At 38.9% G+C, this 21480-nt stretch carries 13 protein-coding genes; 6 read left to right on the forward strand and 7 right to left on the reverse strand.

What is annotated here, in order from left to right:
* Positions 1 to 39: 39 nt before the first annotated feature.
* Positions 40 to 1164: a M14 family metallopeptidase gene (locus tag PVK63_RS04935; RefSeq protein ID WP_130086267.1), complete on the forward strand. Its 1125-nt coding sequence runs from the start codon at positions 40 to 42 to the stop codon at positions 1162 to 1164.
* 66 nt (positions 1165 to 1230) lie between these two features.
* Here PVK63_RS04935 and PVK63_RS04940 read toward each other — a convergent pair whose 3' ends face one another.
* Positions 1231 to 1893 (reverse strand): hypothetical protein, encoded by a 663-nt coding sequence (locus PVK63_RS04940; RefSeq protein ID WP_207215648.1) that lies wholly within the window; start codon positions 1891 to 1893, stop codon positions 1231 to 1233.
* A gap of 74 nt (positions 1894 to 1967) precedes the next feature.
* Entirely contained in the window at positions 1968 to 2273 is a 306-nt protein-coding gene (locus PVK63_RS04945) for a hypothetical protein (RefSeq protein WP_242504726.1), read from the reverse strand.
* 306 nt (positions 2274 to 2579) lie between these two features.
* Here PVK63_RS04945 and PVK63_RS04950 point away from each other — a divergent pair, with 306 nt between their 5' ends.
* Together PVK63_RS04950 and arsB are read left to right on the forward strand one after the other, a co-directional pair.
* Complete coding sequence (locus PVK63_RS04950) at positions 2580 to 2921, forward strand: ArsR/SmtB family transcription factor (RefSeq protein ID WP_130043774.1); 342 nt, start codon at positions 2580 to 2582, stop codon at positions 2919 to 2921.
* A 174-nt stretch (positions 2922 to 3095) separates the two neighbouring features.
* Positions 3096 to 4139, forward strand: a complete 1044-nt coding sequence (gene arsB / locus PVK63_RS04955; protein WP_130086266.1) for an ACR3 family arsenite efflux transporter — start codon at positions 3096 to 3098, stop codon at positions 4137 to 4139.
* 81 nt (positions 4140 to 4220) lie between these two features.
* On the opposite strand, the gene PVK63_RS04960 is transcribed toward arsB, so the two are convergent.
* Entirely contained in the window at positions 4221 to 6713 is a 2493-nt protein-coding gene (locus PVK63_RS04960) for a bifunctional diguanylate cyclase/phosphodiesterase (protein WP_130086265.1), read from the reverse strand.
* Between the two features lie 246 nt (positions 6714 to 6959).
* On the opposite strand from PVK63_RS04960, the gene norR reads away from it, so the two are divergent.
* The 3 genes from norR (at position 6960) to PVK63_RS04975 (ending at position 11537) form a co-directional block, all read left to right on the forward strand.
* The gene (gene norR / locus PVK63_RS04965; RefSeq protein WP_274439924.1) at positions 6960 to 8498 is read left to right on the forward strand and encodes a nitric oxide reductase transcriptional regulator NorR; all 1539 of its coding nucleotides are present in this window, start codon (positions 6960 to 6962) and stop codon (positions 8496 to 8498) included.
* 240 nt (positions 8499 to 8738) lie between these two features.
* The gene (gene hcp, locus PVK63_RS04970) at positions 8739 to 10400 is read left to right on the forward strand and encodes a hydroxylamine reductase (RefSeq protein WP_274439925.1); all 1662 of its coding nucleotides are present in this window, start codon (positions 8739 to 8741) and stop codon (positions 10398 to 10400) included.
* Positions 10401 to 10505: 105 nt separating this feature from the next.
* The gene (locus PVK63_RS04975) at positions 10506 to 11537 is read left to right on the forward strand and encodes a hybrid-cluster NAD(P)-dependent oxidoreductase (RefSeq protein ID WP_274439926.1); all 1032 of its coding nucleotides are present in this window, start codon (positions 10506 to 10508) and stop codon (positions 11535 to 11537) included.
* 91 nt (positions 11538 to 11628) lie between these two features.
* Here the strand turns inward: PVK63_RS04975 and PVK63_RS04980 are convergent, their stop codons facing one another.
* From PVK63_RS04980 to bcsA, 4 genes are read right to left on the reverse strand one after another with little or no spacing between them, the layout of a single operon-like run.
* Positions 11629 to 15393, reverse strand: a complete 3765-nt coding sequence (locus tag PVK63_RS04980; protein WP_274439927.1) for a cellulose synthase subunit BcsC-related outer membrane protein — start codon at positions 15391 to 15393, stop codon at positions 11629 to 11631.
* A complete protein-coding gene (gene bcsZ, locus PVK63_RS04985) occupies positions 15384 to 16562 on the reverse strand; it encodes a cellulose synthase complex periplasmic endoglucanase BcsZ (RefSeq protein ID WP_274439928.1) in 1179 nt (392 codons plus the stop codon). Before bcsZ ends, PVK63_RS04980 begins: the two co-directional genes overlap by 10 nt.
* Positions 16559 to 18859, reverse strand: a complete 2301-nt coding sequence (gene bcsB / locus PVK63_RS04990; RefSeq protein WP_443111679.1) for a cellulose biosynthesis cyclic di-GMP-binding regulatory protein BcsB — start codon at positions 18857 to 18859, stop codon at positions 16559 to 16561. The genes bcsZ and bcsB overlap by 4 nt, the downstream gene beginning before the upstream one ends.
* Positions 18856 to 21477 carry a UDP-forming cellulose synthase catalytic subunit gene (bcsA, locus tag PVK63_RS04995; protein ID WP_274439930.1) on the reverse strand — a complete coding sequence of 874 codons (2622 nt, stop codon included), beginning with the start codon at positions 21475 to 21477 and terminating at the stop codon, positions 18856 to 18858. The genes bcsB and bcsA overlap by 4 nt, the downstream gene beginning before the upstream one ends.
* Positions 21478 to 21480: the final 3 nt, after the last annotated feature.

Genomic DNA, 21480 nt, shown 5'->3' on the forward strand with positions numbered 1-21480 from the left:
GATAATCATCATAAAATTTATAATTTAAGTGGTATATAAATGAAAATATTCAGTAATTTTGAAAGTGGTAACATCCATGTCGTTGCAGCGAATACGCCTGATGATATTCAGTTAACTATTCCTGCAGATAACCAAACTGAGATCGCTCAATGGTTTCACTTTCGTTTAGAAAGCCAACCTCAACAGCAGCATTCATTTAAAATTTTAGGGTTGGCTAAATCTGCTTATCCTGAAGGTTGGCAAGATTACGATGTGGTTGCTTCTTATGACCGTGAAGAGTGGTTCCGTATTCCAACTGAATTTGATGGCGATACGCTTAGCTTTAATGTAATACCAGAGTACCGTTCAATGTATTTCGCGTACTTTGCACCTTACTCGTACGACCGTCACCAAGATCTACTTCACGGTGCACAAACGCACCACAGCTGCCAGTTAGAAACGCTTGGTGTGACATTAGATAACAATGACATCAGTATTCTAACGATTGGTGAGCCAGCCGAAGGTAAAAAAAATATCTGGATCACAGGTCGTCAGCATCCGGGGGAGACAATGGCGGAATGGTTCATTGAAGGCTTATTATTACGCCTATTAGATGAAACCGACACGGTTGGCCGTGCCCTACTTGATACCGCTGTTTTCCATATTGTCCCTAACATGAACCCTGATGGCAGTATCCGTGGTCACTTACGTACCAATGCGATTGGCGTGAACTTAAACCGTGAATGGCAAACACCATCAATGGAAAGATCCCCTGAAGTATTCCTTGTTCGTGAGCGTATGCTAGCAACCGGCGTTGATATGTTCTTAGACATTCACGGCGATGAGGCTATTCCATACAACTTCGTTGCCGGTGGTGAAGGTATTCCCTCTTACAATGAGCGTATTGCTGCTTTAGAGAACACCTTTAAACAAGCGCTACTAACGATTACTCCTGAATTTCAAGACGAGATTGGCTACGACAAAGATGAACCAGGTACGGCAAACTTAACCGTTGGTTCTAACTGGGTTGGTGAGCAATTTAAATGTCTGTCTTATACTGTTGAGATGCCATTTAAAGATCACATTAGCCACGCTGATGAGCTGTATGGTTGGTCTCCAGAGCGAAGCATCGCCTTTGGTCAAGACACCCTATCTGCAATCTGGGCTACCGTTGGTAAGCTGTAGTCTCTTTTGATAAAAACTAAAAAACGCCGTAGATAATACTCTACGGCGTTTTTATTTAAGGTAATACTACTGCTGAACTTTAGATTGAATCTCTGTTCCCGCTTCTCTCAATAAATTAAACGGCGACATTATTACCCCTTTTACGGCTCCTTGAGTCGCTTGCTGAGAAAGATCTTCTGTCTTATCGATAATTTGATCGGCTTTTGCCATGATTGGTGGCACTTCTTTTCGCAATCTCTCTGACTCTTTAATCACAGCAGGAATGGTTGTTACTCGGTACCCTTTACTTTCAACAAAAGCTTTAGGGAAAACTTGTTGACGATAATTCTTCAATTCAACCAAAGTATTAGGCACAGTTTCTTTATTAACCGCATTCATGACTGTGATCACTTCAGGTAATGATTCTGTACGAATGGACTTAACTTCATCAAGAATAAGTGGAATTTTATTATCAACAGAAGCAACGGTCTGATTTACATCCTTTACCGTATCTTTCACTTCACTGACTAAGGTTAAAATTTGAGGAGTGAGATCTTCAATGTGCTGAGCCAATAATAGCCATTGATCAATTTCCAATTTATCAGCCGTTTTATTTACCTCAGTCATTAATTCAGGATACCTATCAACAATGGTATTTACTGAGTTAGTAAACGAGTAAATAGTGTACCCCAAATAAAAAATTGAGATTGCTAATATCGCCTGTATTGCTATTCCTAATCGAGCCAACATAATCATACCTATTGTATATTTTCTTAACGATAACCTAAGTTTAGGTAAGAATACACAATAACGAGAATAGATTATCAAACCAGAGCCAATAACACCCCACCTACAGTTAATGCTGCTGACAAGTATTGCCCAGCGGAATAAGAAGAGTCATTTTCTTCTTCGATTTTATCTGGATGATCCATCCCTAAAGCACCATGAGCAAAAGACTCAACGTCGTCCCCCATGTCTTTGTTTAAATCACGGTTTAGTTGGCTTTCTTTTTCTATATCTTGAAGCGCATACAATAAGGCCTTTCCTTCACTTGATAAGCTGACTTGGTTATCACTTACCGATATCGTATTTCCCATTGAAGATACCTTCACACTTGGGTTAGCAGTCATGACAGTAGAAGGCACAGCTTTACTGTATGTCATTGCATTTTGATATGAAGAAACACCACTTATCATTGCTCTTTCCTTTGATGAATAATTAACCGCCTATAAATTATATCGGTCACTAAGTAGAAAACTTGTGAATGTTTATTGTCTATTGATTTGGTTTTTTGATGCGCTTCACTCTTTTTTGCTGCTTTTACTTATTGTTTATTTTCCATAAGTCAAATTCAGGGCTTGATCTCTTTCTTATCTCCGCCTATAGTTAATCGCAATTCGACGATTAACTTTCAGAGCAGTAAAAAAGGTAAGATAATAACGATGACTTGTAATGTTAATGATACTTCAACTTTTCGCTCTACAGCGCAAGATCTTCAAAAAGAGAAAGAATTTGCACTATTAGCAAAAGCCCTTTCACATCCTGCACGTGTGCGAATTTTACATATTCTATCTGCTCTAGAAAAAGCAGGTGGCTGCCTAAACAGCGATCTAGTCTCTGAATTAGGCTTGGCACAATCAACCGTTTCTGAGCATTTACGTATTTTGAAACAAGCAGGATTTATCACTGCCGAGTCAATACCACCCAAAATGTGCTATCGCATAAACCGAGAGTGCATTCGTCAATTTGAAAATCTGACGCAACGTATTTTAGATTAATACTAACGCGATTATTAGCGATACACTGTCACGAATGCTTAATGACCTAACTGTTAAATGAACTGGTCACTTTAAACTTTGTAATAAAGAAGCTTCGTGATAATTCTTAATTATTTCAATCGAATTTCGACGATTTACGATTAATGAATTTACAACCTAAACTAAGGCGAGATTATGCAACCTAAACTAGGATTTCTAGATAGATATTTAACACTATGGATTTTTATCGCTATGGCTATTGGTGTATTACTTGGGGTTCAGCTCCCTCAAGTGGCACAATGGAATGAATCCATGTCGGTCGGTACAACCAATATTTCTTTGGCTATTGGTCTGATCTTAATGATGTATCCACCATTAGCAAAAGTGAATTACAACTTACTTGGCACGGTCGTAAAAGACAAACAAGCCATTACCCTTTCTCTAATTATGAACTGGATTGTCGGCCCAATTCTTATGTTTATTCTGGCCTTGACCTTTTTAGGTGATCACCCAGGTTACATGGTTGGAATTATCTTAATCGGTTTAGCCCGCTGTATTGCCATGGTATTAGTTTGGAATGATATTGGTGGAGGAAATAAAGAATATGGTGCCGCTTTAGTTGCGATTAACTCTGCGTTTCAAATCGTAACGTACAGCTTTATGGCGTGGTTATTCATTAGTGTGCTACCACCGGTATTTGGTTATGAAAGCATGGTGGTTGATATCTCTATGATGGATATTGCTGAAAGTGTTCTGATTTACCTTGGTATCCCATTCTTAGCTGGATTTTTAAGCCGTAAAATCTTGGTCTCTAAAAAAGGCGAAGAGTGGTATAACACGGTTTTCATCCCTAAGATCTCACCAATCACCTTGATTGCGCTGCTAGGTACGATTGTACTTATGTTTAGCTTAAAAGGAGAGATGATCCTTGAGCTTCCAATGGACGTGGTTCGCATTGCTATTCCACTGGCTATTTATTTTGTCTTAATGTTCTTCACTAGTTTCTTTATCGGCAAGAAAATGGGGATTCCTTATGACAAGAACGCCTCTATCGCTTTTACAGCAACGGGAAATAACTTTGAACTAGCGATTGCGGTTTCTATCGCGGTATTTGGTTTGAACTCTGACCAAGCTTTTGCCGGTGTTATTGGGCCTCTGATCGAAGTACCTGTTTTAATCGCTTTAGTTAATGTTGCTTTAAGAATGAAAGGAAAAGAAAAGGCAAGCTCAATCGCTTAAATGGTAGCCCTTTAAAAATATATAAATGGAGTGTTAATGTTTGAATCATTCAACCCTAACCCTCCATTTTACTTTCACTTATTAACTCACCAATATTTGTTTATCTGCATAACGCTTAATTAAATCATCAATGTTCAAAGGCTTATCAAAGTAATACCCTTGCAGTAAATCGCAGTGGTATTCTTTTAATTTCTCATGCTGCGCTAGGGTTTCAACCCCCTCTGCTACAACCTTCATTTGGCATGAGGACCCGATCGCAATGATCGCTTTCACCAAAGTATCACTTTGCTTATTGTTTAATAGCTTATCAACAAAAGAACGATCTATTTTAATTTCACTAATAGGCAAGTTATTTAAGTAATTTAGTGACGAATATCCCGTACCGAAATCATCTAGAGAAATACCAAACCCTTGTGCCCTGAGTCTTTGTAATACAGGAGAAACCGTCGCAAGATCATCAATAAAAATATTCTCAGTGATCTCCAATGTCACCCTGTCGATATCAATTCCTGATTCTTGCACAATTGTCATCACTCGTTGTTCAAAATCGAGGCGAGCTAATTGCTTAGGTGAGATATTAATAGAAACCCCTATCGCATTTTCCCCATTAGACATTAATGCCAGTGTATCTCTACATGCTAAATGGAATACATAATCACCTATATCGTGAATAACACCAATACGCTCAGCAACAGGAATAAACTCAAGAGGAGACACGATGCCTAATTCGGGATTATGCCAGCGACATAGGGCTTCAACCGACTCTATTTCTTGTGTTTCGGTATTGATTTGTGGCTGGTAAACCACACTGATTTCATTTCTTTTTACTGCTTGATTAAGTTGGTTTTCAAGTAATGTATTATATTGAACCTGCTGATTAATATCTGCGTTATAAAACATTACATCGCCCTTTTGTTCCTCTTTTGATTTATATAAAACAATATCTGCTTTTGATATCAGTTCTTCGGAGTTAGTTCCATGATCAGGGTAGATTGATACCCCAATAGAACATTTTGTAGCAACAGCGGCACCACCCAATAAAAAAGGAGTCATGAATAAGGTTTGAATTTGTCTAACTTTACATTTTGCCCCTTCAAGGTTGTCTAGCATAGAAAAGCAGAATATGAATTCATCTCCACCAAATCGAGAAACACAATCATGATTACCAAGAATACTTTCAAATCGTTGACCGATTTGCTTTAATAATTGATCTCCAGCAGCATGTCCGTATTGATCATTAATGTGTTTAAAATCATCTAAATCAACAAAAACAATCGCGGCTTTCTTATTCTGTAATTTTGATAACGCAATCAATTTTTCTATATTTTCAGTAAGCTGCATACGATTAGGCAAATCGGTTAATTGATCGTATTTCGCCATGTACTGCATTTCATTTCTGCTTAATTTTAATCGCTCAAAATCATCTATAACCTGACCTTCTAACGTCACAAAATGTCGGTATACACGACGACCAACGATCACGGTTAAAAACGTTAAAATGAGACTAAAAGGCAAGGTTAATCCTAGGAGTTTCAGTAGATCTTCATTCCCTTGCGTCACTAACATTTTTTCTTTTTCTTTAATGAACGCTGAGACACGGTTGGTATGAAAACCAGTCCCAATGACCCAATCCCAGCCATCAATAACTCGGAAATAACTGATTTTAGGCCCGAGTAAATTCGCCCCTTCAACTAATTTGTTATTATAGAGTAGAAAGCCTTTTTTCTCAGTCGCATTAAATAATAACTTACCAAGCTCATCATTCACTTTATAAACGTCGATAGAATGGTCTGTAATTACTTTTTGATTAATTAGCTTTGCATCACCTTCTAAATCAAACACAAAGATGTAGCCATCATCATCCATGTTAATACTAGAGAGCATTCCTAATACTTGCTGCTGAACCCCTTCTTCAATATCCAAAACATATTCACCAGAACCAATATACCAATTAAATGCGCCTAACTTTCGATCAAAGCTGACCTTAGCGAACTCCTCGCCTCCATTGCCTGGTTTGATATACCAATAATGGTTAAACGCCTCTCCTTTATTATTTAATTCTTCTTTTTTGTGCTGGATATAATAATTACCACGAGAGTCCATGCGATTAAGTATTGAGGTATTTTCTAACTCAGGACTAATCGGATGCATCACATTCATCCCATCCAACGTCGAAATGTAAAAGTATCCACGCCCGCCATCAAAGCGAATAGGACGTAATGCATCAATAATAAGCTGTTTCACTTCTGCTATCGGCTTATCTTGGTTTTCAAGCAACAATCCATTGGCGATGCTAATTGCCGTATCAACACGAAAGCGAAGTTTTTCTCTGGCAATCTGCTCTACCAGCATCTTTTCATGATTTATTTGTTGATATAACTGATCAATATTCGACTTTATTTTTTGCTTTTGAGTGCCAATAACATCTGTTCGTACCGACTCCACCAAAATATTTACTTTGACTTTGTTGTCTTTCACAATAAAAAAGTTCAGCACTACGGTAAATATAAGAATGATCGCAATAGGGAGATATTGCAGCACTCTTAGTAATTTTCGGTTACTCAATAATTTCATGACAGGCAAACTCAATATGGATAAAAAAACACCAAGATTCTGCCTTAAAAATTACAGAACATCAAACCATAAAAAGAAAAAGTAGATACTTTACCTACAAAGAGTTAAACAAACGGACTATCCAGCTCTGTTGTAAGATCATTTTATTTATTGATTCGCCTTTTGTTGATCTGGATTAAGCTATTGATGATGTATTTTTAACATCAACTGATACCCTAGTCTCTCTGCTTTCTATCGGTGTATGCAATGAAACCTTCTATCGAAAAAGTCTTACTTCAAATCGCATTGGATCTTAGTTCTAATTTATCAAGTGATTTACATTACCAACGTTTGATCTCTTCTATTCATCAAGTATTTCCCTGTGATGCCAGTGCATTGTTTGTATTAGACCATGATGGGATCTTAAAACCCGTTGCTGTTCAAGGCTTATCTGCCGCTGTGTTAGGCCGTAGCTTTCCACCAAAAATACATCCGAGATTACAAGCAATTCTAGAGAGTAAACACCCTGTTCGATTCGAATCAAACTCAGACTTACCAGACCCCTTTGATGGCTTATTATTGGTTGATGAACATGTCAATATTGAAGTACATGACTGCTTAGGGTGTAGTTTATATGTCGAAGATACTTTAGTGGGTTTACTAACCCTAGATGCATTAGAGGTTGGTGCCTTTAAAAAGATAGATAACATAACCATTGAAACTTTCGCAGCATTAGCGGCAGCAACCTTACATAATAAAGCTTTAATTGAGACACTAAAAAACAGTAACCAACAACAGAAATCGATAAACCAAGCCTTAATCCAACAAGCCCGAAATCAAAAAGGTGAATTGATTGGGATTAGTCCTCAAATTGAACGATTACGTAATAATATCAAGATGGTGGCACATTCTAATTATGCAGTACTAATCAGTGGTGAAACGGGTTCGGGTAAGGAATTAGTTGCGCACTCAGTCCATGAGCAATCTTCTCGGAGTGACCAAGCAATGATTTATGTAAACTGTGCAGCATTACCAGAGTCTCTCGCAGAAAGTGAATTATTTGGCCATGTCAAAGGCGCGTTTACTGGTGCAAATAACCATCGAGCGGGCAAGTTTGAATTAGCGGATAACGGTACGATCTTCTTAGATGAAATCGGTGAATTACCTTTATTAATTCAAGCCAAATTATTACGTGTTATTCAACAAGGTGAAGTTCAGCGTGTTGGCTCCGATAAAAACGTAATGGTGAATGTGCGTATCATCGCCGCAACTAACCGAAATTTAGAGCAAGAAGTAGAAGCAGGACGCTTTAGAGCTGACTTATTTCATCGTTTAAATGTATTCCCTATAAATGTGCCTCCATTGCGTGATCGTGACGGGGATATTTCTGTTTTAGCGGGCTATTTATTAGATAAAGTTCGTACCCAATTTAACGTGCCTAACCTTCATATTCATCCACGTACATTAACTCATTTAGAGAATAGTCCGTGGTTAGGTAATGTACGAGAACTTGAACATACATTAATGCGAGCAGGGCTTCGTGCAATACAAGAAAACGATACGAGCATTACTCTAGCTCACTTTTTAGGAGATGTTGAACACTCTGACGATGTAAAAACGACAACAACCTTGCTACCCAAAGAAAGCAAACCAATGCGTGAGTTGGTAGAAAGCTATCAAAAACAGTTAATTGAGCACGCTTTAGCTGAATCGAACGGAACTTGGTCAAAAGCCGCCGAATTTTTACAAATGGACAGAGGTAATCTGTATCGAATGGGTAAAAAATTAGGGATCACTAATTCATAAAATCGAACCCACCGATGTGTTTATTACAACAAACTCGATGTAATAAATACATCAAACTGCTTTTCAACCCAAAGTAAAGCCAATAAAATCAACAAGTTAAAATTGGCACACCCTGTGCAGTAAGGAACTCATCAATGTCGATTCAAATCGAGATGAGTTCAGCAATCTATTCCACAAGGGTAGAACGCACTGAACTGACGTGATTTGAACAATATGTATTCAATGACTGGAGTTCCAACTATGTTCTGTATCCAATGTGAACAAACAATTCAAACACCAACAACGAAAGGCTGTTCTTTTGCACAAGGTATGTGTGGTAAAACAGCTGAAGTATCTGACTTACAAGATATTTTAGTTTACGCATTACAAGGTGTTTCTTTCTGGGCAGAGCAAGGCCGTAAAGTAAACGTTGTGATTGATGAGATCGATCAATGGGCCCCAAAGGCCTTCTTCGCAACACTAACTAACGTTAACTTCGACCCTGAGCGTGTTATCGAATTCGCATTGCAAGCACACGCGTACAAAAAACTGTTAGAAGAACAAGTTCGCGCCGCGGCTCTTCTTAGCAATACCGAATTATCTGAGCTATCTCCTGCCGCCTTATTTGATTTACCAACCAATGCAGAAGAGCTTATCGCATTAGCACCACAAGCTGCGGTTAACCGTGGTCACGAATCCCAACATGAAGATGTTATTGGCCTACGTTTACTTTGTCTTTACGGCTTAAAAGGCGCAGCCGCTTACATGGAGCACGCTCGAGTTCTTGGTCAAACTGACGATGCTGTATTTGCTGAATATCATGAGATCATGGCGTGGTTAGGTACTGACCCTACCGATCTTAGTGAGTTATTAGATTGTTCAATGAAGATTGGTCTAATGAACTACCGTATCATGGAAATGTTAGATACAGGTGAAACAAAAACATTTGGTCATCCAGAGCCTTCACAAGTAAACGTAAAAACTATCGAAGGTAAATGTATTCTGGTTTCTGGCCACGATTTACATGACTTAGAAAAAATCCTTCAACAAACGGAAGGCAAAGGCATCAACGTTTATACTAACGGTGAAATGCTTCCTGCTCACTCTTACCCTGAGCTTAAAAAATACCCTCACCTTGTAGGTAACTACGGCAGCGCATGGCAGAATCAACAAAAAGAATTTGCTAACTTCCCTGGTGCTATCGTAATGACATCAAACTGTCTATTAAACCCAAATGTAGGTCAATACGCAGACCGTCTATTTACTCGTAGCATCGTAGGCTGGCCTGGTGTTGCTCATTTAGAAGGTGATGATTTCACAGCAGTTGTGGATTGTGCACTAGCGCAAGAAGGTTTTAAACATAACGAAATCGAACAAATGATCACGGTTGGATTTGGTCGTAACGCATTAATGGCTGCGGCGCCTGCCGTTGTTGAGCAAGTGAAAGAAGGTAACATCAGCCATTTCTTCCTTGTTGGTGGTTGTGATGGTGACAAATCAGAACGCAGCTACTACACAGATTTCACAGCTCAAGCACCTGAAGATTCTGTCATCTTAACGCTTGCATGTGGTAAATACCGTTTCAACAAAAACCAATTTGGCGATATTAATGGTATCCCGCGTTTATTGGATGTTGGTCAATGTAACGATGCTTACTCAGCTATTCAACTCGCACTTGCACTAGCAAAAGAGTTTGATTGTGGCATTAACGAACTTCCATTAACGCTGGTACTTTCTTGGTTTGAGCAAAAAGCAATTGTTATCCTGTTAACTCTATTCGCTCTTGGTGTTAAAGGCATTTATACAGGCCCGACAGCGCCTGCGTTCTTAACTGATAACCTGCTTGCTATCATTCAAGATAAGTTTGATATGCGTAGTATCACGACAGTTAAAGAAGATCTAAAAACGATCTTAGCTGCGTAATCAACGTTTATTAGTCTTAATCTATGCCTCAGTTTATCTGGGGCATTTTTCGCTATAAAACGAAATATCATTTGACCAATAACTTCTAAGTAATAGAGAACAAACATGACACAATTTATTTGGCCAACAACCCCAGTTCAACTTCGTTGTGATAAGAAATGGTTTGAGACCACTGATACCATTAGCTTACAACTAATAAGCCAAAACCAAGAAAGCTTTGATTTTAAACCGGGTCAATTTATTAGTGTCGGTATTGAAATTAAAGGAAAGATGGAATACCGCGCCTACTCTATCAGCTCAATGCCAAATCAAGATTTTCTACAATTAACCATTAAACGTGTTGAAGGTGGCAAAATATCAAACTACCTAATTGATCAACTAAGTGAAGGGGACGAGGTTGCTGTTTTAGCCCCGACAGGTCCATTCAACTCAATCGATTGCAAGCCAAGAAAAAAAGTCGCGTTATTAAGTGCTGGCTGTGGCATTACCCCGGTTATGTCGATGGCGAAAACTTGGATAGCTCAAAATATTGAGATCGATATTACCTTTATCCATATGGCAAAAAACAAAGAACAGACCATCTTTTTTGAAGAATTAGAATTGTTGCATGAAACTCACGCCAACTTTCATTTAAAGCTGTTATTAAAAGATAATGCAGAGACGAGTTACCCGCAAGGGCGTCTAGATCAAGAATGGCTAAACACCCTGTGCCCCGACTTAACAGAGCGCACTGTTTATTTATGTGGTCCTAACTTATTTATGCAAGATATGAAAGCCAATGTAGAAAACCTTGGTTTAGATATGGCGCACTTCTTCCAAGAAAGCTTTACCCCGATTGAAGCCGAAGTAACAGAAACGGCAGGAAAGACTGGCGTTGTACAATTTGAAGTCCCTGCTTTTGGTGTATCAAAAGAGATTGATAAAGGCGTAACCCTTGCTGACGTTTTAGAAGAAAGTGGTGTTCCTATTATTATCGCTTGTCGTAGCGGAATGTGTGGCTCATGTAAATGTAAAGTAGAGAAAGGCGAAGTAAGCCGAACCAGTACTGAAACCCTGAGCGAAGAAGATATTGCCCAAGGGTATACGCTGGCATGTTCAAGCCAAGTTCAAAGTGATGTGGAAGTGAGTTTAATCTAACTCACAACTTTTACAAAAAAATGAAAAGCCGATGACATATTAATTCATCGGCTTTTTAAGTATGTGGTTCTTATGATGAGATTAACCAGTTCTAATCAAAATCACCATACAAAGTTAATGGGTCAACAGGCATTGATACCGGTTGCCAACGGTCGGTAAACGTATATTTCGCATAAAAGAGTAAGTGGTTTGGTTCATAGAAATCAGACCGTTGAATATCAACCGCTGCACCTAAATACCAGCGTTTACTAATGCGTTGCTCTGCTGCTGCTTCTAAAGAGAACCCAAAGCCACCACCTTTGCTACTTGAACCATTAGGAGAGCCATCAATATAAGGTCTATCTTCTTTCGTCCAAGAGTTAGACACTGAACCACTGACTAAATAAGAAAATCCATCATTTAAGCGCTCATAATAATTCACAGGGATAGAAACTGAGAAATATTGTTGTGGGCTGTAATAACCTCCATTCCCATAAGCATATTCACTCAGGTTCTTATCATAGTTTAGATACATTAAGTTTAAACCAAGACTTAAACGTCGATTCTCTTCATTGAAAATTTTCCAATACGTACCACCAAGTAAGCCTAAGCGAGTATTATCTTCTACGCCCGTTCCTGTCATTGTGTGGAACTGCGCACTTGCCCAATAACCGACAGATCCGCCAAGGTCATAACTGCCACCGAGATTAACACCAGTTTTCATCACTCCCCCCCATTCTTCACCTTGATGTTCTTTTACCCCATTAGGCACTGTCATACCGGCATAAGAAAGAGTACTGCTGGTTTCTGCACGTCGAGATAACGTTGCTTTCCAGCCCACATCACCTAAATCTCCAGAAAGGTTCAAACCACCAACAATATTTTGTTGATCGAATCCCAATGGCGTAGTGCCTATATCCGCACTCCACGAATCTGCAAGCCAACCAATGCCAAAAGCAGATCCAGTGTGCTGTTCATTCATGACCTCCGAAGAATCATAATAATCAATATCACCAGAATTAAGATGTACGATATCAGCACGGAGTTGTAAATGCCCATCGTACTCTGGCATTGGAATAATAGCTTCAATCGGCACTTGTACTGATTTATTCGCACCGTCCCTTGCACTGTAATCTATCCCAAAAGAGACGTAGCCTTGATCACGAGCCTGAATACTATCTAAATCAGATTTCACATTTCGAGTAAGCCAGTTGTCATCCGCATTATTGTATAACTCACGCAAATTTTCTTCTTTTGGATCCTCGCTTGGTTTAAGTTCAAGGTCCAATGCATCGTCATCAGTAAATTCAGCGATAGTGGCATCGTTTTGAGGGTTAATTGCATCTTCTATTAATGCATAATGTGCCATGCTTGTCGCAAGGTTCCACTCTTTACCTTCCATCGCAACCGCCATTCCATCACGAAAATCAATGGCATCACTGTCTTGCTTTTGTTTCAGCATTTCAACTAAAGTAATAGCTTCTGATTGATAACCATACGCCATCAAAATTAGAGCTAATTCCATACTCTGACGGCTACTTAACGCTTGTTTTTCTGAATATAAATACAGTGCTAATTTTTGTGCATCATCGTCTTCACCAAGTGCTTGTTGAGTTTTAAGTAGCCCAAGTAAAGCACCATACTGATATTCTGTATTGAGTTGACTTGCCGATGAATAGTATATTTTAGCGTCTGCATACTCTTCATTTCGAAATGCATATTCTGCAAAAAGTAAATCGCGACGGATCTTTTGATCAAACGAAATAACAGTATATTCACTGTTACTTTCTAAATGATTTTTCCATTCTTTAAATTTTTCATTTTCTTCAAATGTATACAATAATCCGCCATAACGTAACTGCGTTTCCATGTTCCATTTATCTGTCGGTTTAATGCTCTGTAGTTTAATAATTGCTTGTTTTGTAAACCCAAGCTGAAACTGAACATCAATTAACGATAACATTGCATCAGGGTCTGAATTATATTCGATTTCTAATCGTCTAATCTCTTTCTTTGCAGCTTCTGGATCATTTTTAGCAAGAATAAATAATGCACTAAACATTTGATTTTGTTCTAAGCGATTTAAGTTTGAGTTCATTGCTTCACTACGATCACTTTCAGCTACTGCCGTCAATTGGGCAATAGCTTCAACCGTTTGACCGTAGCGAGCCAAATACAAAGCATACGCAAATGACATCTCCGGCGTTCCATTTTTTGACCAAGCCGACATCAATTTATCAGCACGTTGAGTTTGCCCGGTTAATCGTAAAGAATCGGCTACCTCACTACGCTGCCAAGGAGAGACTGGAGGATCTATAACAAGCTTATCCAAGATCGTTTTAGCGTGTTCAATATCCCCTTTATTAATCGCGACAGTAAGCTCGGTCATTAATAAAGAGATTTCAACTTCATGGAATCGTTCTGCTAAAATACGCTGTTGACGTGAAGATAATTTACGACCTTTCTCTAACGCTTTCTCGCCCCCATAAAAAGAGATCTGCAAATTAAACCAACCTCGTAATGCCGTTTCATCTAACCGATTTTTGCTTAACGCGGTAGTGTAATAATCTAAAGCTTGCTTTTCATCCTTTTGAGCTAAAGCTAATTCAGCAAGATAATTATATGCATATGGGTCATCTGGCTCATATTTTATTGCTTGATGGTACTTTCGATTTGCACCATCAAAATTCCCTCTTTGCATCATTTTCTCACCGCGTTCAAGGTAAGCCCAATAACTTGAAGAGTTGATATAACCATTCCATCTATCGACATTTCGAAGATCTTTATCGTATTTTTTTGCTTTTTTAAAATAAGATAAAGCCACTTCTTGTTGGCCTAGTCGTAGATAAACCATACCTAACCCGCCTAAAATCTCAGGATCATTAGGTCGAGCTTCTAATGCTGCCAATAATTGTTGTCGAGCATTTAGAATATGCCCTGATTCAAGTTCTTTTAATCCGGTTAACTTAGCTAGGTATTTAGGATCTTTTCTCAACTCTGTTTCTTTTTCAAAGCGCTTATTCGCATCAAGTAATGCTTTTCTGTAGGTTACATTTGAAGGGTAATAACTGGAAAGTATCGCGTATTGCTGAACAACCTCTTTTGTTATGTAACTGTCATTTAAACGAGAGATCCATAATGACGCCGCACTGCCTGACACTGACGACTCTAAAGAAAGACGCTGTAACAGCTTCATGGCAATAGGGTTTGATGGATCACCTTTTGAGATATGCTCTGCATAAGCAAGCTGAAAATCAGGTACTCCGGGATATTCTGCATTGAGCTTTTTAAGTCCAATCAACACCTTTCTTTCATGCCCTTTAACGCCTGACTCTATATCCAAGTAGGTCAATTGTAATTCGGGCGTCGGCATACCATTAGGAAATAACGCATTTAATGCTTGTAGCGCTTCTTTATTGCGACCAGAACGGGACAATAAAATGATTTTCTGATAGGCCGCTTTATTATCACCATAAATAGATAAGGCATCTCTAAGCTGCTTGGTGGTTACTGAATTAGGTTGAGTCGCTTCTAATTTTTTTAAAATCATCATCGCTTGATCAACCTGCCCCAATTTCGCCAAATGCTGAGCTTGAAAACTCAGTCCTTCGGCATTATTAGGGTCAACCGCAAATAAACGTTTGAGTGTTGTTTCAGTAATATCGGGGCGATGAAGTAATTGTGCATATCTTAACTGCTCCACTAACTGTTTAGTCGAATCAACATTAGATACATCACTCTGAAAAACAATAGGATTCATCATCTGTAATTCTGATTTAGGCGTCGCCGCCATAATCGATGATGAACAAAATACTCCTATCACTGCAATAGGAAGTAAACGAGCTATTTTATTAGCAACAAAGCGTTCTATTGGCATACATGAGTCCAACTAGGAATAACACGACCATCATTACCAAATTGATAAACCCCTTTATGCCAACCTAACCCAAATAAGGTTAGTACGCTGTTGTAATAACGGTCTTTCTCAATAGTTGATAGAGATGCCTCAATACCTTGAGCATACTCATCTGCGATTGATGTTGAATCAACGGCATCTAACAGCGGAAGTATTGAGGCATTAATACCGACTCCGCCTATATTTTTTGTTTTTCCCGTTTGAGTATTAAATATCTCAGGCATTCCTTTACCTTTTTCTAACTCAAGCACGACTGGATGCATTTTATTTAAAATAGCCGCTTTGTTCTTATCACTGTTAGGTAGCATTCCTGCCCATAAGTAAGTACGAATTGCGTTATAACTACCAATGGCTTTGGTTTTTTTGTCGTTTTTGAATTGATCATTTTTCCACTCAACCCAATCAGGACTCGATCCTTTAGGCATGGTATCTTTAATCAATCGCACGCTTGATTGATATAACTCAGCCCATTGATAATTTGGAAACAACGTATCCATGCGAGTAAGTAATTGCAATGGAACATAACTAGGATTTAAACGAACGTGATTATCACCCAGAATAAACCCCTGCTTACCAGGCAATAAGACGGTACCAAGACCTGATACAACCGCGGTTTCTTCTCGCAAAATACGGCTCGCAAGCAAATGGCCTAAAGATTGATAATAGAAGTTATCCCATAAGCGACCCGCCTCCATTAAGCTATATGCAATCCACAAATCCGAATCTGAAGCAGAGTTTGTATCTAGCACACCTTTACTGCCATTTGGTCTTGTTCCCCACAACCACGCGGGGAGTTGAGCCGTAAGATCTCCGCCTGCTAAGTTTTTTTCAGTCCAATTAAGTAACGAACTAAACGTTGCTTGGTCATTCGCTATTAGTGCAAAAAACAACCCATACGACTGCCCTTCTGACGTTGTAATTAAGCGAGGATCGCTAGTATCAATCACTCTTCCATTCTTAATGTAGTTTTGCTTAAAGCTATTCCAAAGTGCCCATTGGCATTGATTTTCTTTTGTCATTACCACTTGCGATTTAACACGAGGTGAAAGACTCACCTCTTGTGCTGTGATCGTCGGTGTTGTTAGTAATGAACCAATAAAAACACTCAATAATGTCAGTCGCGTTTTCATAGTTCATCCTCTTCTGTATTTAAACGACGTTGTGCAATGTGACGAAGTACTCGATATAAAATAATGGTAACCATCACGACCAATAAAGTAGCAAAGAAAGCGATCAATAATGGGTATTTAGAAAAGTGATACCAAATCAATTGTGATATAGGCAGTTCACCCACATAATAATGCTCTCCTACATTAAAGCTGGCGACTTCATCATCACGCAAAGTAATTACTGAACCAAACATAGATGATATTTTGCCACTGTCGTTTAATGCTTCATTAATCAATGCAAACGACTCTGGTGTTTGGGCAAGTAAACTCACCATGGTGCGCTGCGCTGTATAAGGCGATTCAACACTGGTAATTGCGGCAAAATTTCCGGTGGTATTAATACTAATCGAATCGGCAACTTGTTGATTATCGCTCGCTGGGTCTACCCAATTTTTCCCTCGTTGCGATTCATTTTTACTTGGTAAATTAAGTACACGCTCAGAGGAGATTAATTGAATATTCTCAATGTCTTTTTTATCAACAGAGGCTAATTCAGGCATGACTCCAATCGTTAGGATGTCTTTATTTTCTAATGTTTCTTTGTTCCAATTATCGGTAACCGTAACGTTTAGGACTGGGTAGCCTGAGTTTGAACCAAATACGCCCATCATATTCACAAACGTTTGAATTTCTTCATTTGATGGCTTTTGAGGAACAACAACAACGGTATCTGACAAGTCTGCCATTCTTGTAAATGGGTAGCCTGAGTTAGCAAACGCACGCATATTTGGCATTTCGATATAATGTGAAAAACCAGAGAAATCAATGGTAGAGTCCTCACCAATCACCGCATAATTTTTACTTGGTTGCATGGTTTGGCACTGGTCTTTCCCACCCACAGATGATGCAAAACCAAACTCAAACTTCACTTCATTCTTGCTGCCGACTTGAAAAGCAGGGATACGAACTACGTCACCAGCGCCTAATAAGTCATCATCTAACAGAGGTAAGCGTAAGCGCGTATTGTTAGTTGACTCACCTGATGTATTTAAGTTAAACGCTTTTACGAATTGATTGTTCACGCTTAAACTCATGCGAGAACCAGAGTTATCCATCAATGGCGGGGTGTAACGATAATTCAAATCAAATGGAATACCACGACTTTGCCAAGTAAATAAATCTGGCGGTAAACGGAAGTGTACTGAAATAGGCGGAGGAGTCTGCCCCTCTACCTGCAATGACGCGCCTTCTGTCAGTAAATCAGAGAGCGCTACGGCTCTATCTGTATCTATCCAGTTAGGAGCATCATAAGGTTTACGTGGTACAAGTTGCTCTGCCTTGTTGATTTTTGCTGATGGTCCGGTAAATAAATTTTTTCCTAGGGCGAGACCTTTGGCTGCAGTCACTAAATCTTTAGTATCACGGCCAATAACAAGCAATAATTTGACATAAGGATCCGTTGGATGAGAAATCATTTGAATTCTAGGACCATCAACATCCGGAAAGTTCCTTAAAAAATCAGGCTTGTTGTCATTAGTAATAAAAACAATTGCATTACGAGTTGGTAATGCATTATCAATCATTGGAAAATCTGAACCTCGCCATTCAGATAGTGAACCAAAGTATGATGATGCTATGCCTGCGGCTTTGATTTCATTGATATCAAGTTTGTCACCAAACACCATAGGTAGCGTTAAATCGCCCATATCTCTTGAATCAAAAAATGGCGCGGGTAATAAACTTAAATCGTTATTTATTTTTGTTTTTTGAGTTGATAAAGAGATAGTACTCTTTGAACTAATTTCTGCCCAAATACTGCTGTCATTTGGATTACTGCATGACATTGAAGCATTTCCGACTAACTCAAATTTAAGTTGGTTATAATCGGTAAATAAACGAGGGTCTAAATTCAAATCTACAGAAGAAGACTTACCCTGCATCCCATTATCAATCGCAACAACACCCGCAAGCTCATTATTGAAGTACACTTTAATATGGGAAACCAAAGAGAGTAATGCTGGTGATGGAATTAACTCAAAATGCAGTGATGCTTGTGAAACCACTTCATCTAAACGAGAGCCAAAGCCAACATAAGCCGTACTTTCACTGCCTTGTAATTGAATCGAATGGCCATAACCAAGGTCACTAAAACTGAATGTCTTTTTAGTTACAATAGGAGACACGCGCGAAGTGACCATTTCTCCACTGATCACTTGTGTTGAGTTATTACTTTCATTAGCCATAAGCGGCGTTACCGCACTCGCCGTAAAACTGATCAAGCCTATCGCCACCGCTATGGCATTTATTTTAGTTTTCATCCACATAACTTCGCACTCTGAAGGTTAACTTTTATAGGTTTAAACGTGAGCACAAACTCACTTATTATTGTTATAAATTGCGCAATCATTTTGACCCATTTAGGGCTATAAGTGATTGTGTTTCTGTAGCCTCTTGCACCGATCTTAAATACGCTAAGCATGCTCATTAAAGGCTTGTCGCTCTGATAACTGTTTTGCCATTTTGTCCATACGTCAGCACGGGCAAACGTACATTGCACGTAATCAATATTTTGTTGTTTCGTCAGTGGCTCAAGTTGTAAACCTAACGCTTTTCCTCGGCTATAAGTCACTTTTGCAGGGAAGACAAAGTGATGTTCACCGCGCTGCAAAATAATGTTTAAAGAGTGTCCATAAAACAGCTCAACCGAGGTTGGTAGTTCAACTCTCAACCCACCTAATGAAAAATCTTTAATATCGCATCGTATTTTGTGCCCTGATGGCAAATGAATCGACATTGGAATATTAACAACCACTCGGTGATCTTTTCTCACTTGCTTTGATTCTTCGGCAACGGCAACCGCACCACCAAGAATAAGAAGGTTATAAAAAACCCAAAGTAAGTTAACAACCACACTACCAAGTTCGTCATCAGGGCCCCAACCTAAGCGATACAGACCAAAGCCAATGCCCAAAACATTTAAAATCACCAATAACCAATAGGGTTTAGAGATCGTCCAATCGTAATGCGTATCTTCAATCAAGCCGCCTTTTGCTGTGACATTAAACGTTCCTTTATGAGGTGCAAATAAAGCAACGGTTGTAGGCCTTGCGATATACCAAGACAATACCGTTTCATACACTTCTCCCCAAAATGAATAACGATATTCTCCCTGCATACGAGAGTTAGTGATGCTGGCATGCACCATATGCGGCAATACATATAAAATAATCGCTAATGCAGGTGCATAAATAATATACGTATGCATAAGTAAGAAAACTAATGGTGCTAGCAAAAAGATAATGCGTGGAATACCTGATAAAAAGTGCAACATGGCATTGGCATAACACAAGCGTTGTTGCCACTTTAGCCCTTTACCTAATAATGGATTATCAACACGAAATATTTGTGCCATGCCTCGCGCCCAACGAATACGTTGCCCAATATGAGCAGACAGCGTCTCTGTAGCTAAACCTGCTGACAATGGCTTTCTTAAATACGCTGAGCGATAACCTAAACGATGCATTCGCAATGAGGTATGAGCATCTTCTGTTACTGTCTCAACGGCTATTCCACCCACCTCTTCTAACGGTTCACGACGTAAAACAGCACATGAACCACAGAAAAAAGAAGCATCCCATAAGTCATTACCATCTTGAATTAAGCCATAAAATAAGCTGCCTTCATTCGGAACATCCCCAAAATTAGATAAGTTTCTTTCAAATGGATCAGGTGAGAAAAAGTGGTGTGGGGTTTGAATTAATCCCAACTTTTCATCATTTAAAAACCACCCCATTGTCATTTGGAAAAAAGCACGGGTCGGAATATGGTCGCAATCAAAAATGGCAACGTATTCACTGGACGTCTGTTTTAAAGCGTAGTTAATATTACCGGCTTTTGCATGTTCATTAGTTGGACGACGGATATACCCCACGCCAATCTCTTCTGCAAACTCTTTAAATGAATCTCTTTTACCATCATCTAAGATATAAATATTCAACTTTTCTTTTGGCCAATCAATGCCTAACGCAGAATACACCGTCGCTCTTACAACATCTAAGTCTTCATTATAGGTAGGGATCATCATATCAATCGTAGGCCACGTTGATTGATCATCAGGTAAAGAAACGGGTTGTCTATTTAACGGCCAGATATTTTGAAAATACCCTAATATAAGTACGATCCACGCATAGGTTTCAGCCATTAGCAAAACACAGCCAAGAAACAGAGCAAGAGGATCATCCCAATTTAAAGAAGAAGTGTAGCGCCACCAAATATAACGACAAGACACTGTTACAGATAAAGTGATTAATAAAATGGTTGGGAACCGTCCAGGCATACGTCTGAACATCATACCCAGTGACCATAATGCCACAATAAAGAACGCTTGAGCTGTTAAACTAAATGGAATGGTAAAACATAGTACCGCGAGGAGAAAAACAACAGTACCAATAGCTATATTGAGAAAGCGACTCGGTAATGAAGACGCTTTCTTGTTCTTTTGTTTCGAATCAATTGCGTAATGACTTGAACACCCTTCTAACCATACAACAATTGAAGTTAATCCTTTTAATGGAAAATAAAATAAGCGACCAATTTGCTTCCACACTATGTTGATAATTTGGCGAAGAGAAAACCCCTCAGTGAGCCTTCTTGGTTGCACAATAAAGAGGATCCATAATGTTTGGATCAACATTCTGAAAGGGTCAAAAAACTTAAAGCGTGAGAAATCAATTTGTGGGTACCAATAATGAGGTAACTTCCAACTCTCAATCCCTGCTATCTTTGATTTGAAAAAACAAAAACAGACAACAAACCACACAGAAAGGATCAACTGACTGATATAAGAAGGTGATTTATCTTGCGTATAAAAACGCAATTGCTTACGAAATTGAACCATAAGCCTAGGTTGAAAAAATAGCGATAACCAACCAAACATAGT

Origin of the sequence: Aliivibrio sp. S2TY2 (assembly GCF_028765525.1) — a bacterium.
Classification (GTDB): Bacteria; Pseudomonadota; Gammaproteobacteria; order Enterobacterales; family Vibrionaceae; genus Aliivibrio; species Aliivibrio finisterrensis_A.